General features: G+C 74.4%; 14 protein-coding genes. 3 read left to right on the forward strand and 11 right to left on the reverse strand.

Translation table 11 applies throughout. The features are described 5' to 3' along the window. Positions 1–91 precede the first annotated feature (91 nt). From C2142_RS02235 to C2142_RS02285, 11 genes are all read right to left on the reverse strand, one after another. Entirely contained in the window at positions 92–820 is a 729-nt protein-coding gene (locus C2142_RS02235) for a polysaccharide deacetylase family protein (protein WP_148640821.1), read from the reverse strand. Positions 821–831: 11 nt separating this feature from the next. Next, entirely contained in the window at positions 832–1,626 is a 795-nt protein-coding gene (locus C2142_RS02240; protein WP_148640822.1) for an SDR family NAD(P)-dependent oxidoreductase, read from the reverse strand. 269 nt (positions 1,627–1,895) lie between these two features. Continuing rightward, entirely contained in the window at positions 1,896–2,783 is an 888-nt protein-coding gene (locus tag C2142_RS02245) for a hypothetical protein (RefSeq protein WP_148640823.1), read from the reverse strand. 473 nt (positions 2,784–3,256) lie between these two features. Further along, the gene (locus tag C2142_RS02250; protein WP_153882747.1) at positions 3,257–3,421 is read right to left on the reverse strand and encodes a hypothetical protein; all 165 of its coding nucleotides are present in this window, start codon (positions 3,419–3,421) and stop codon (positions 3,257–3,259) included. Between the two features lie 91 nt (positions 3,422–3,512). After that, complete coding sequence (locus C2142_RS02255; protein WP_148640824.1) at positions 3,513–4,100, reverse strand: hypothetical protein; 588 nt, start codon at positions 4,098–4,100, stop codon at positions 3,513–3,515. Positions 4,101–4,164: 64 nt separating this feature from the next. Continuing rightward, positions 4,165–4,836, reverse strand: coding sequence for a hypothetical protein (locus C2142_RS02260; RefSeq protein WP_148640825.1), 672 nt, complete (start codon positions 4,834–4,836; stop codon positions 4,165–4,167). A 638-nt stretch (positions 4,837–5,474) separates the two neighbouring features. Then, a complete protein-coding gene (locus C2142_RS02265; protein WP_241002324.1) occupies positions 5,475–7,250 on the reverse strand; it encodes a condensation domain-containing protein in 1,776 nt (591 codons plus the stop codon). A gap of 193 nt (positions 7,251–7,443) precedes the next feature. Continuing rightward, complete coding sequence (locus tag C2142_RS02270; RefSeq protein WP_162002388.1) at positions 7,444–8,193, reverse strand: 4'-phosphopantetheinyl transferase superfamily protein; 750 nt, start codon at positions 8,191–8,193, stop codon at positions 7,444–7,446. Then, complete coding sequence (locus C2142_RS02275; RefSeq protein WP_162002389.1) at positions 8,190–9,104, reverse strand: hypothetical protein; 915 nt, start codon at positions 9,102–9,104, stop codon at positions 8,190–8,192. The genes C2142_RS02270 and C2142_RS02275 overlap by 4 nt, the downstream gene beginning before the upstream one ends. A 4-nt stretch (positions 9,105–9,108) precedes the next feature. Next, a complete protein-coding gene (locus tag C2142_RS02280) occupies positions 9,109–9,399 on the reverse strand; it encodes an acyl carrier protein (RefSeq protein WP_148640827.1) in 291 nt (96 codons plus the stop codon). Between the two features lie 154 nt (positions 9,400–9,553). Continuing rightward, positions 9,554–10,486 (reverse strand): 3-oxoacyl-[acyl-carrier-protein] synthase III C-terminal domain-containing protein, encoded by a 933-nt coding sequence (locus tag C2142_RS02285; protein WP_148640828.1) that lies wholly within the window; start codon positions 10,484–10,486, stop codon positions 9,554–9,556. Between the two features lie 123 nt (positions 10,487–10,609). Here C2142_RS02285 and C2142_RS02290 point away from each other — a divergent pair, with 123 nt between their 5' ends. The 3 genes from C2142_RS02290 to C2142_RS02300 all read left to right on the forward strand — a co-directional run bounded on the left by C2142_RS02290 (position 10,610) and on the right by C2142_RS02300 (position 13,171). Continuing rightward, the gene (locus tag C2142_RS02290) at positions 10,610–10,909 is read left to right on the forward strand and encodes a hypothetical protein (protein ID WP_148640829.1); all 300 of its coding nucleotides are present in this window, start codon (positions 10,610–10,612) and stop codon (positions 10,907–10,909) included. After that, complete coding sequence (locus C2142_RS02295; protein ID WP_148640830.1) at positions 10,906–12,087, forward strand: glycosyltransferase; 1,182 nt, start codon at positions 10,906–10,908, stop codon at positions 12,085–12,087. Before C2142_RS02290 ends, C2142_RS02295 begins: the two co-directional genes overlap by 4 nt. A gap of 127 nt (positions 12,088–12,214) precedes the next feature. Then, positions 12,215–13,171 carry an ATP-binding cassette domain-containing protein gene (locus tag C2142_RS02300; RefSeq protein ID WP_148640831.1) on the forward strand — a complete coding sequence of 319 codons (957 nt, stop codon included), beginning with the start codon at positions 12,215–12,217 and terminating at the stop codon, positions 13,169–13,171. Positions 13,172–13,184: the final 13 nt, after the last annotated feature.

The raw sequence follows: 13,184 nt of genomic DNA on the forward strand, positions 1-13,184 counted from the left end.
GGGGCAGGTCGGCCTGGGGCGGGGTGGCCTGGGGCGGGCCGCGCTCGGCCGTTGAAGGGGGCGGCGGGCCGCGCGAGGACCGGCCGGCGCGCTACGGCACGCCATGGTCGCGCAGCGGGCCGAGGGTCAGGCCGTGGCTGCGGCAGTGGTCGGCGATCAGGGGGAGGGCCCCGAGGGTGGCGCGCCAGGAGCCGGGCGCGGAGGTGCAGTCCGAGTCGTGGAGCAGCAGCGTGGCACCGCCGGTGAGGCCGGGGCGGGCCGTGGCGTGGACGGACTCCGCGGTGGCGTGGCCGGTCCAGTCCCGGCCCCAGGCCGTCCAGAGGACGGTGCGCAGGCCCAGGCGGCGGGCAGCGAGGGCCGGGCCGGCCGTGCGGACGCCGTAGGGCGGGCGGTACCAGCGGGGCACGGCGCCGCAGATCCCGGTGACCGCCTCGGCGGTACGGCGCAGCTCGCGCAGATCGCGAGCGGGCGCCGGGTACCACTGCCGCCGGTGGTACCAGCCGTGGACGGCGACCTCGTGGCCGCGGGTCACCAGTTCGCGGCCGAGGTCCGGCGCGCGTTCCAGCATCGTGCCGAGCAGGAAGAAGGTGGCCCGGGCGCCGATCACGTCGAGGGCGTCGAGGATGTCCGGGGTGCTGCCCGGGTCCGGGCCGTCGTCGAAGGTCAGCGCGACGTGGCGGGGTTCGGTGCCGTACCCGGCGGTGCGGCGGGCGACCGTCCGGCGCACGGCGGTCAGGCGGACGGCGGCCGGGGCCAGGTGGAGCAGCTCGACGCCTGCCACCGCCAGGGCGGCCCGGCGGACGGTCACGGTCCGGTGCACCGGCGCCGGCCTCAGCCGAACCGGGCGGCCATCCGCCGGAAGGCCCCTGGTGCGATGCCGTGGATCCGGGCCGGGAGACCCAGCCAGCGCGGCACGAACGGCCGGTCGCAGGCGGTGGTGAGAGTGGTGAACACGGCGTCGGCCACCAGCTCGGGGGTGACCGGGCGGGGGCGTTCGCGCTGGTACGGGGTGCCGCGGCGGGCGAAGAACGGGGTCTCGACCGGGCCCGGCAGAACGATCCGGACGCCGACGCCCGTCCCGCGCAGCTCGTACCAGAGGCTCTCTGCGAACATCGACAGCCCGGCCTTGGTCGCCGAGTACGCCGCCTCGTCGCGGACGCCGACCTGGCCGGCCATCGAGCCGAGCAGCACGATCCGGCCGCGCCGGCGCTCCAGCATGCCGGGCAGGAGGAGGCGGACCAGGCGCAGCGGGGCGGCGAGGTTGACCTCGATCATCCGGTCCAGGGTGTCGGTGGGCGTCTCGGCGAAGGGGCCGCGCCAGCCGAGGCCGGCGCTGGCCACCAGCGCGTCCACCCGGCCGGCGGCCGTGAGGGCGGCTTCGGCGAGGCGCTGCGGTCCGTCCGGTTTGGCGAGGTCCTCGGGCAGGGCCCGGCCACCGGTGCGGGCGGCGACGGCGTCCAGGCGGGCGCGGTCGGTGCCGGAGAGCAGCAGCTGCCAGCCGGCCGTTCCGAGGCGGGCCGCCGTGGCGGTGCCGATGCCCGAGGAGGCACCGGTCACCAGGACCACCGGTGGGTCGGCCGCGGGGCGGCGGGGCTTCCGGGAGGGTTGATGGGGTTCGTCCGTCATGGCTCCTGCCGCTCTGTGCGCGCCGCGCCGTCGACCGGTTCGGGCACGTCCGTCCGGGAGGTGTCCCGGAGTCGTGTCCTTGCGCGGTGTCCGGCGCAGGTGTCCGGCCCGGTCCGTCCTGTACGGTCCGTCCTGCCGTTCGCCGGCTGTGGTGAATTGGCCCGGCAAGCCACCTTCGCACGGCGAGGCCCTCCGGGCGACCGGGCGCCGTCGGGGTCACCGGGGGCCGCAACGCGGGGGTCACCGGGGGCCGCAACGCGGCCGGCGTTCTACCGGGGCGGCAGTGCGGCCTCGGCGGCCTCGTCCGCGGCCGGGCGGGTGGCGGGGCCGACCTCGGCCTCCACCTCCCCGAAGCGGGAGAGCACGAAGGTGCCGCCGACCGCCACCGCGAAACCGGTCAACGCGCACCAGGCGTAGCCGGGGCGCGCCGCATCGCCCAGCGCCGCCACGCCGACCAGCGCCGGGCCGAAGGTCTCGGCGACGGTGCCGGCGGCCGTCGCCGCGGTGACCGTGCCGCGTTGCAGCGCGAGCGCGTACGCGAGGTAGCCACCGAGCCCGCCGACGGCGAGCGCGTACGCCGCCGGGTCGGTGAAGACGCCGGCCGGGCCGTCGATGTTCAGGACCCGGACGGCCAGGCTGGTCACGCCGAACCCCACACCGGCGAGCAGGCCGAGGCCGGCCGCGGCGGCGTTGCCGGTGTGCCGGGCCAGCACCACGGTGAGCAGCAGCATCAGCACCGTGGTGGCCAGCAGCGCCCAGTGGAAGGCGGGCGGGGCGTGGTCGCGGCCCTCGGGGCCGGAGGCGAGTGCGAGCAGGGTCAGGCCGACCACCACCGCGGCGATTCCGGCCACGTCGCCGCGCCGCAGGCGGGCGCCGAGCAGCCGGGCGGCGGCGAGCGCGGTGACCGCCAGGCTGGCGTTGGTGACCGCTTGGACCAGGAACAGCGGCAGGGTGCGCAGTGCGACGATGCTCAGCACGAAGCCCGCGATGTCCAGGCCGGTGCCGAGCAGGAACTGCCAGGACCGGACCAGCGCGGCCAGCAACCCGACCCGTACCCGGTCGGCCCGGGGCGCCGACCGGGCGCCGCGCGCCTGGAAGACCGAGCCGAAGCCGAAGCAGACGGTCGCGACCAGCGCGGTGGTGAGTCCGAGCAGCATGGCTCTCCCAGCCTCGGAGGCAGGATCCACCACCAGTCTCTGCCTGCGCGGCGCGGCCCGCACCGGAGGCGGGCGGGTGCCACGGTGGGTGGGCGTCACGGTGGGTGGGCGGCGGTCAGCGGCCGGGGAACGGGCGGCCGGCCGGCCTCACGGGTCCGCCGGGCCGGGCCGGGTGGATGGGCGGGTCGACGGACGGGTCGACGGACGGGGTGGGCCGGTGCACGAACCGGGTGGGCCGCTGGACGAACCGGGTGGGCCGGTGGACGGTCGCCGCCCGACCGGACGACGAGATGGTGCCCCGCAGGCTCCCCCTGGCACCTGCGGGGCGGTGGTCGTGTACCGGCGTGTACCGGGCGGTCGTCCTCCTCGCGGTCGTGGTCCGGGTTGTCGTGGTCCAGGTCGTCGTGGTCCAGGCCGTCGTGGTCCGGCTGGTCGTCTTCCTGGCGGTCGGGTGCCGTCTGCACCGGCCGGTCTCAGGAGTCGGCGGCCGGCGGGCCCTCCCCGGGGCCGGGGTGGCGCTTGGCCTCCACCAGCCCTCGGGCCGTCTCCGCGGCCACGGCGGCGGCGACCTCGGCCGCCCGGGTGTCGGTCACTACGGGCGCCACCGGTACGTCGGGCACTACGGGCACTTCGGGCACGGGCCTCTCCCCTCGTCGGCGGGCCACCCCGCTCCGGGGCCGGTGCGGTGCGGGCCCGGGCTCACCCGGCCCCGCACCGCGGTGGTGACCGCTAGCCCGCGGCGACGGCGGCCGTGGTCCGTCGCAGCCACCTCTCGTCCAGCGGTTCGACATCGTTGAAGTAGCCCATCAGCTGGGCGTAGACGGCCAGTTCGACCATGGCCGACTGGACGTGCCGGAGCGCGGCCTCGGCGCCGGGGTACGGTGCCGCCTGGAGCCACTCAGTCATGAGGGCCGCGGTCCGCAGCACGCGGCCACGGTAGTCGTGACAGACGGCGAGGGGGCCTCCGGCGGTGGTCAGTGCGACCAGTTCGGACCAGCACTCGCGGTTGCGCGGCACCCGGCCGCTCGCCACGCCGGACTCGTAGAGCCGCTCGTAGTCGAGGTCCCGGTACCAGGTGACCGTCTCCGGGGCGAGGGTCCCGGAGCCCAGCAGGGCGGCGACCTCGCCCAGCAGGCCGCCGGCCTGCCGCAGTCGCTTGTCCGCCGAGGCCACGTAGACGGCCGCGGTGCCCGGCCCGTCGCCGTGCTCGATCAGCTCCAGCGCCTTGAAGACGTCACCGGTGGCGGCGAGGAGTTCGAGTCCGGCGCTCTGGGCAAGGTGCCTCTTCTCGCGCCGGGCCTCGCTGCTCAGCTTCATCGCCGTATTGCAGACTTGAGACATGGGTGCTGCCTCCTCCCGGGGCAGGGGTGCCGTCGGCCGGCTACGAGCCGACCGGGGTGGACGGACTCTCGGCCATGCCGAGGATGTTGATGACGGCCAGCGACTGCCCGTAGGAACGGAGGCGGTCGAACCGCGTGATCGACCGCCAGCCGAAGTGCTGCCATTCGACGGGGTTCCGGTCGGCCGCCGCGGGGTCGAACTCCCTGAGTTCGGCCAGGAAGGCCTTGAGTTCGGCGATGAACCGGCCGAAGGCGCCTTCGTCCCCGTGCTCCTCGAAGGTGCGCTGGATGTCCTCCATCGCCGCTTCGTCGAGATCCACCAGGCCGAGGCCGGCGGCCCTGCGGAGGGTGTCCACGATGCGGAACTCCCCGCCGCCGGCCCGCAGCCGGCCGTCGTGGACGGTGTAGAAGCCGAGTTCCTTCGCCACCGCGTGGGAGGTCTCGTACTCGTCGAGGGCGGCGCTCAGCGCGGCCACGGCGCAGGAGACCCGCACGGCCGCCTGGCGGAGGTCGGAGAGCTCCAGGTCCGAGTGGACGAGGTGCAGTTCGCTGCCGGCCCGCATGAAGTGGGCGGAGCCCGTGGCGATGGGGCCGTCGACGCTGTCGTACAGGGCCGCCACCGAAGTGCCGTTCACCCGCTCTTCCGGATCGTCCGGCGGTGGGTCCGGTTCTTCGGGGACGGGTTCGGCGTGCTTGTTGCAGACTTGGGACATTTCTTCCTACCTCCTCGGCCGTCCGCGCCCACGAGAATGCGCACGGCGCGCGACGCCGAATCACCGGTGCGGCAGGACCGGACCCGGGGCGAAGGCGCGCCGCGCCTTGGCGCCGCCCATTCGCCGACGCCCCGAAATCCGGCTGAATCACCGTGACCCCGGTGTCCGAATCACAATGGTCCAGGTGTTTCAGAGAATTCCAGGTGACCTTTGACAAATCCGTTCCGACTTCTCGGACATCCACAGGAATCCGGGCAACCACCTGCCCGTCCGGGCGCGCGCGGCCGCCCGTTGACACGCCGCGCAGTCATCCCGTGGCCCAGCTGCGAAGTCGGGCCGTGAATATCCGTGAAAGCCGCCTCCCGGGAACTCGCCCGGGGAACCAATGCCACTCTTCAGTTCACTTCCGGTTCGGCGGGTTGTCAAGGATCGGCCGCCCCCGACCGGCCGAACCACCCGGCGCCCGGCGGCAATCGGGGATGGCGGCCCGAATCCGGCGCTCACGCTCCAAATCTGAGATCGTACACGGATTGTAGGGGTGGACGGAGATGAATTCCGGGGATTCGCCAGCGGAGCGGTGGACCGCCCGCGGCCGGCGCCGGCGTCGCGTCACACTCCGCGAGCCCCCGCCCCGCCCCTCACGGAGAGTCGGCGGCGGGGCCGGCGATGTCCGGATCACGGCCAGCGCCCTCGGCGGTCACCGGCAGGGTGTCCCACGGGATCGGGCCGGACGGGCGGGTGTCGGTGGCCGTGTGCACGACGTAGTGGTGGGGGGCCATCGCGGTGTCGCGGCCGGGGATGGCCGCGACCACCGCCCGGTGGGCCGCGAGCGGAGTGAGGCCCGGACCGCGGGTGGCGATGCGGGCGACGAGGCGGCCGTCCACCAACTCGACGGCGGTACCCAGGATCTCGGCGGTGATGCCGGCGGTGGCGCCGGAGGCGATCTCGGCACTGCCGAGGGCATCGGCCACCAGGGACCGGGCGGCGTCCAGGTCGATCCAGCCGCCGTCGACCACGGCCCAGGCGCCGGTCCGGACGGCGGACGGCACGCCCGTCAGCCCGGGCAGGTCGGCGAGCGGGAGCGGTCCGTGCGCGGCGGCCTTCAGGACGGCGGGCAGGGCGAGCGCGAATCGTTCGGTCTCCGCGCGGTCGAGCACCTGTGGGCAGGCGAGCAGGACGAACTCCAGACTGCCGGAGGTGCGCAGGAGGTTGAGCATGATACGGACCGGGAGCGGCGGGTCGGGCAGCCAGGTCAGTTCCGGGTCGCCCGTCGGGGCCGGGCGGGCGTCGGACATCGCCTCGGGGATGGTCAGACTGAGGTCGTTGACGACGACCTGCCGGGCGAAGCGGGTGCCGCGCAGGTGGGCGACGTCCTCGATCAGCTGCCAGACGTTCCCGGCGGGGAGAGTACTGTGCCAGTAGCCGGCGAGCGAGGCGGCCTTTGCCCGGCCGATCAGCTCGTCCAGGTCGGCGGCGTCCGCATCCAGGGCCAGCAGGGCGTCCTGGGCGAGGGTGCCGATGTGGTCGGCCATCGCGGCCCGTTGGCGGTTGGCCGAGAGGGCGGTCAGCACCAGGGCGGAGTGGCCGGCGCGCTGGGCGACCAGCGCGGCGAAGGCCGCGAGCAGGACGACCGAGGGGCTCGCGCCGGTCCGCCGTGAGGCGGCGGCGAGGTCGGCGCCGGCCGTGCGGGAGCGCAGGACCACGGCGGCGGCCCGGTCGGCCGGGCCGGTGATCCGGGAGTCCGCGAAGACCGTCTGCGGGCGGGTGGTGAGGATCTTCCGCCAGTGCCCGAGGGCGGCGGCGGCCTTGCGGCGGCCCTGCTCGCTCTGCTCCCGGGCGGCCACCTCCAGCGGGGTGCGCGCGGTGACGGGCGGCAATTCCTTGCCGGCCGCGAGGGCCAGCCAGTCCTCGATCAGCAGGGTGGTCGCCACGCCGTCCGCACCGGCGTGACAGACGACCACGACCAGCCTCAACGCCAGGTCGGCGTCGGCCAGCAGGGTGAAGCGGAGCCGCGGGCCGGCCGCCAGGTCGAACGGGACGGCCACGTCCGTCCGCCCCGACTCCTCCGCCAGCCGGTCGAGTCCGGCCGCCGGAAGGCCCGGGGCGTCGAGCACGGTGACGGCGAACTCGCCCTCCGCGCGGACCTCCTGGCGCTCCGGGAAGGCGTCCGGTCCGGGGCCGGGCGGGAAGACCGTGCGCAGCGAGTCGTGCCGCTCGACCAGGGCGCGCAGGGCGTCAAGTGCCGCGGTCAGGGTGGTGCCGTCGGGCACCGGCCAGGCCGCCTCCTTGTTGATCTGCTCGGGAAGGTCGCTCCGGATGCAGCGGATCATGTTGTCCTGGCCGAGGGTGAGCGGCCCGGAGCCGCTGCTCGCGCCGCTGTACCGGACCGTGATCCGCCGGCTGGTTGCTGTCACGTCGTCCGTGCCCTTCGGCTCGTCGGGGGTCCAAGGGGATCCGAGCAGCCCTGAACGGGCCTGGGGGAGGCCTGAGGGCTCAGCGGGTTGTGGGTCGGGACGCTACCAGCGACCCGGGAAGGTGGTCCAGACCAAAAGTCCGGAACTCCCCATGCTTGGCCAAGCAGAATCTGACACTTGGTCAATTTACCTTTCATGTACGTGACATGATGAACGATGGCGCTTCCCAGCACTGCAGCCGGAGCCGGAACGGGCGGTCGCCGACGGCCGCCACAGCGGCGCGGAACGGACCCGGCACCGGGGCGTCCGCGATCCGGCAGGGACCGTCGCCGAGGGCGCCCGCGCCGGTCAGGACCAGTGGCGCCGGCCCGGCCAGCGGCAGGCCGAAGCCCTGCACCAGCCGGCCGCCGAACGCCTTGACGCAGGCCTCGCGGCGACACCAGAGCTCGGTGAAACGCTCGGCCAGCACTTCGGGCGAGGAGGACTCGGCCAACGACGCGGCCTCGGCGCCCGGGAAGTAGCGGTTGGCGATCCGGGCGGCGACGCGCGGGTCGCGGACCTCCTCGACGTCGGCGCCGACCGGCCGGCCGTCGGCCAGGGCGAGGACGGCGAGGGCACCCGAGGCGGAGTAGCTGACACCGAGCGTGTGCCCCTCGCCCGCCGGCTCGGGTTTGCCGTGCGGGCCGCGGCGCCAGGCGAGTTCGGCCGGGTGCACGCCGAGGCGTTCGGCGACCAGCAGTCGGACGACCCCGTGCACGACGGTGAACCGTCGGCCGGTTGCTTCGTCCGGCCCCGCGGCGCGGGCCCGTTCGCCGGGGTCGAGCAGTGCGCCCAACGCCTCTACCACTGCGTCGGGTTGGTCCGTCGGGATCACCCAGAGGTCAACCAGGTCGACCAGTTCAATCGGGTCGACCGGGTCGGCCGAGTCGGGAGGCCCGGTCACGGTCCCGCCCGCAGGGCGAGGGTGCTGAGCACGCCGAGCCGGCGGTCGAAGCCCGCCGCCAGCACGGGCCGCCCCTCCGCCCGCCAAACGGGGAGCCGTTCGGCCAGCGCCGACCAGATGCCGGTGAACGGCTGGCCTCCGGTCGCCCGCACTGCGCCGTCGACACCGGCAGCGGCGCAGGCATCGACATCGGCGTCGGCGTCGGCGTCGGCGTCGGTGTCGGCATCGGCGTCGGCGTCAGTGTCGGTGTCGGTGCCGACGTCGACCGCCAGGCCGGGGCCGAGCAGAACGGCCGCCCCCTCCCCCAGGGCCCGAACCGCCTCGCCGACGGTCTTCGCCGCGAGTTCGTCATCGACCAAAGGGATCTGATTGATCGTCAGCTCACCGCCCGCCACCTCGTCGCAGACCAGCACCACCGCACAGTGCCGCTCGGGCAGGTCGACCGGCTCCGCGGCCCGGTAGTGCAACGCGGTCTGCTCGGCCAGCACCACCACCGCACGCCGGCAGGCCCCCGTCCGGTGGTACTCGGCGGCGACCCGCAAGGCACTGAAGGCCGCGGCCGGTCCCTGGTCGCACAGCGCGAAGGCGAGCGGCTCACCCGGACAGGACCGGCTGAGCGCCAGCGAACTCGGCGCCCCGGGACGGATGTCCGGAGAGTCGAAGGCCAGGATCAGCAGGTCGACCGGCCGGCCGTCGGCGAGTGCCTCGCGCAGCAGGCCCTCGGCCATCTCCTCGTACGAGTGGCCGACGCCCTCGGCCAGCAGGTCCTCGCGCAGCGGCAGGCCGTACGGACGGACCAGGTCGGAGACGAAGACCCTCAGGTCGGGATCGAGCGAGGTCTCCGACCGCCCGTCGGGGTACCCCACCACGGCCCGGGTGACGACCAGGCCGGAGGCGGAAGCGGCGCCCACCCGGTCAGTCCTCGGGGATGATGTGGCCGGCCACGTAGTCGGCCAGGCTGGTCACCGAGCGCAGGTCGTCCTCACCGATCTGCTCGACGTCGACCTGGATGTCGAGTGCCTCCTCGACCTCCAGGATCAGCTCGATGGTGCCGGCCGAGGTGAGGCCGAGATCGTCGAAGAGGCAGGCGTTCTCGGGGATTTCGGGGAGGTCGCGCTTGAGCACGCGCGGCAGCAGCTCGCCGAGGCTGTGCAGGATCCGCTCGCGCAGCTCGGTGTCAGTGGTCTGGACCGCGGGGTCTGGCATGGGTGTCCCGTCCCGTCGTGCGTGAGAGGTGAATGGGTGTGGTGGAAGCGGCCGGCCGGGGTGTGGTCGTCCTCGCCGTGCCGCTGCGCCCGCCGCGCGGCGGGGGCCGGCCCCCGGATCCCGGCGCCGGACGGTACGCCGGACCGGCGGTGCGTCAGTGTTCGACGGCCATGGCCGAGAAGGTGGCTCCGACGCCGGCGGCGGCGATCAGGTAGCGGTCGCCGCGGCGGAGCAGCCCCCGCGTGGTGGCGGTGTGGAGATTGATGAGGCTGTCTGCAGCGAAACTGTGCCCGACGGCGGGCACGTTGTCCAGCACCACCTTCTCCACCGGGTACCCGATCCGACGGCAGATCATCCGCCAGGAGGCCTGGTTGACGTTGTGCGGAAGGATCACCGCCACATCCGAGAGGTCCAGACCTGCCTGGTCGAGGGCGGCCTCCATCGCCTCGATCATCACCGCCGGGTACTCGCGCTGGTAGCGGGCGAGCAGGTCCTGGTCCCCGGCCAGGCGGCCGTCGAACTCCGGTCGATGGCGCACGGCGTAGGAGAGCACGCGGTTGCGCTCGCCGGTCGCACGGACCAGGCAGGCGGCCGCGCCCTCGGCGAAGATCCCCGTCTCGGGCACCACCTGGGCGTCCTTGGTGAAGGTCTTCTCCCCGGCCAGCACCAGCGCGAGGGCCTCCGGATCGTCGGAGCCGGCCAGCAGCCGGCCGGCCAGGTCGACGGCCAGCAGGCCCACCGCACAGGCATGGTGGGTGACGGTGAAGGCGACGGCATGGGACAGGCCGTAGCGGTCGAGCAGTTGGTGCAGCGGGTTGAGCGGGTAGGGCACCGCCACCGGCATGCTGCGCGCGTGGATCACGAAGCGGACGTGCCGTTCGCGTCCGCGCAGCTCCGGTAGTGCCTCGACGGCGGCGCCGAGCAGGTCGGGCAGCGTCCCGTCCGGGTCCAGTCGCAGCTGGTCCAGGCCGTGGAAGCGGCGGAAGAGTCGAAGTTGACGTGGGGTCAGGCCGATGCGCTCGCCCACCGCCTCGATGGGCACGGTGTGGTGGGGGAGGTGGACGGCCACTGCCTCCAGTGCGGTCACGCGGGCTAGTATTCCGACGCCCGACGGGTCGCACAAGTGATCTCGGGCCGTTCGAGGACGAGTTTGCGGACCTGTCCTCGGAGTCATCCGCCCCCTGCCGTCGAGCTGGTGGAGCCACACCCCATGACTGATCGTAAACCTTCCCTTCCCCCTGCCCGGGTGCACCCGGAGCTGGTCGAGCTGCTGGTCAAGGCGGCCGACGCGCCGCCGCAATGGGCGGCGCTGATCACCCCGCAGGCCCGGCTGGACGCCGATCTGCTGCTGGACGAGTGCGAACTCGCCCTCTTGGACACCCTGCTGACCGAACGCTTCGGCGCGGCGGCCGGCCTGGCCGCGGTGCGCGCCGGGCTGGACCTCGCCGCACTGGAGGCGCTGACCGTCGCCGAGGTGCAGCGGATCCTGCCCGAAGGGGCAGCCCGATGAGCCGCTTCCTGCTGGTCGTACCGCCGTTGACCGGGCACGTGAATCCGATCGCCGGCATCGCCCGCGAACTGACCGCCCGCGGGCACGAAGTCGCCTGGACGGGCACCGAGTCGGTGCTGCGACCGCTGCTCGGGCCGGACGCGCAGGTCCTGGGCACCGGCACCCGGGCGTTCCGGGCGCAGGGCGGGCAGGGACTGGCCGCCCTGCGTTCGCTCTGGGAGGGCTTCATCGTCCCGTACGCGCGGTTCACCACCAAGCCGCTGGACGCGGTGGTGCGGGAGTACCGGCCGGACGCGCTGCTGGTCGACCAGCACACCCCGGCAGGCGCCCTGGTCGCACACCGGCACGGGCTGCCGTGGGCGAGCCTGGCCCCCGGCGCGATGGAGCTGGGGCGGCCGTTCCGGGCGTTGCCGCAGGTGGAGGCCTGGATGACCGGGCTGCTCCGCGGCCTCTGGCAGCGGGCCGGGCTGCCGGAGCACGAGTACACCGACCCGCGCTTCTCCCCCGCCCTGGTGCTGGCGCCGACCGGGCGGGCGCTCACCGGCGCGGCGCCCCTCCCGGCGCAGGTGGCGCTGGTGGGGCCGGTGCTGGCCGAGCGGCCCGCCGATCCGGCGTTCCCGTGGGAGCGGCTGGACCCCGGCCGTCGGCGGGTGCTGGTCACCATGGGCACGCTGGCCGGCGGGCTCGGCGCGGACTTCCACGCCCGGGCCGTCCGGGCACTGGCGCTCTGCGGCGACGACGTGCAGCCGGTGATCGCGGCGCCGCACACCCTGCTGCCCGAACTGCCCGGCCACGCCGTCGCGGTGGACCGGGCCCCGGTGCTGGAGCTGATGGCCCGCGGCGCCTTGGACGCGGTGCTCTGTCACGGCGGGATGAACACCGTCGGCGAGGCGCTGGCGCACGGGTTGCCGCTGGTCACCGCGCCGATCCGGCACGACCAGCCGTTCGTGGCGGCGCAGGTCGCGGCGGCCGGCGCCGGGCTGAAGGTGCCGTTCGCCCGGGTGACGGCGGAACGGCTGGCGGCGCGGCTGCGCACCGTCCTGGACTCGGGCACCCACCGCGAGGCGGCCGCCCGGGTCGGGGCCGCCCTGCTGGCCGGCGGCGGGGCCGTCGCGGCGGCCGACCGGCTGGAGACGCTGGTCGCGGGTGGGACGGACCGTCAGAATCCATTGGTCTAGGCCATTGTTTCCGGAGGGCCGCAGACCCTAGGGTGGCGCCCAGTACTCCTTCCGCAGTACCCCTCACCCCTTCCGCAGCACCGCATCCCAGGTGCCCCGGCAACCCATCCCCGCACGGGAGTTCTGGTTGATCGAGACCAAGGGACTTCGCAAGTCCTATCCGTCCAAAAAACGCGGCCAGGCCGCCGTCGACGCCGTCCGCGGCATCGACCTGGACGTGGCCGCAGGTGAGATCTTCGGCTTCCTCGGCCCCAACGGCGCCGGCAAGACGACCACTCTGCGCATGCTCGCCACGCTCATCCGCCCGGACGGCGGCGAGGCCCGGATCGCCGGTGCCGACCTGCTCGCCGACCCGGCGGACGTCCGCCGCCGGATCGGCTACGTCGCCCAGGGCGGCGGCACCACCGACGCCGTCAGCGCCCGCGAGGAGCTGGTGCTCCAGGCCCGGATGCACGGCACCGGCAAAGCCGCGGCCCAGCAGCACGCCGAGGAGGCCCTGAAGGCCTTCGAGCTCACCGAGTTCGGCGACCGGCCGTGCCGCACCTACTCCGGCGGCCAGCGCCGCCGGGTGGACATCGCGCTCGGCGTCATCCACTCGCCCCGGGTGCTCTTCCTGGACGAACCCACCGTGGGCCTGGACCCCGCCAGCCGGGGCCACGTCTGGGCGGAGATCCGGCGGCTGCGCGACGAGGGCATGACCGTCGTGGTGACCACCCACTACCTGGAGGAGGCCGACGCGCTCTGCGACCGGGTCGCCATCGTCGACCACGGGGAGATCGTCGCCGAGGGCACGCCCGAGACCCTCAAGCGGGAGATCTCCGGCGACGTGGTGCTCGTCGGACTGCCCGCCGGGGAAACCGAACGGGCCACCAAGGCCCTGCGCGAACAGACCTACCTGCACCGCCTGGAGGCGCAGGGCGAGGACGGTCTCCGGCTCTACCTGGACGACGGCGCCGCCGCGATCCCGCAGCTGCTCCGCGTGCTCGACGGCGCGGGCGTGGTGCCCGGCACCGTGCAGCTCCAACGGCCCAGCCTGGACGACGTGTTCCTGGCCCGCACGGGCCGCTCGATCGAGCAGGCCTGACCACCGACTCCCC

Origin of the sequence: Streptomyces sp. CB01881 (genome assembly GCF_002953255.1) — a bacterium.
In the GTDB taxonomy this organism is placed as follows: Bacteria; Actinomycetota; Actinomycetes; order Streptomycetales; family Streptomycetaceae; genus Kitasatospora.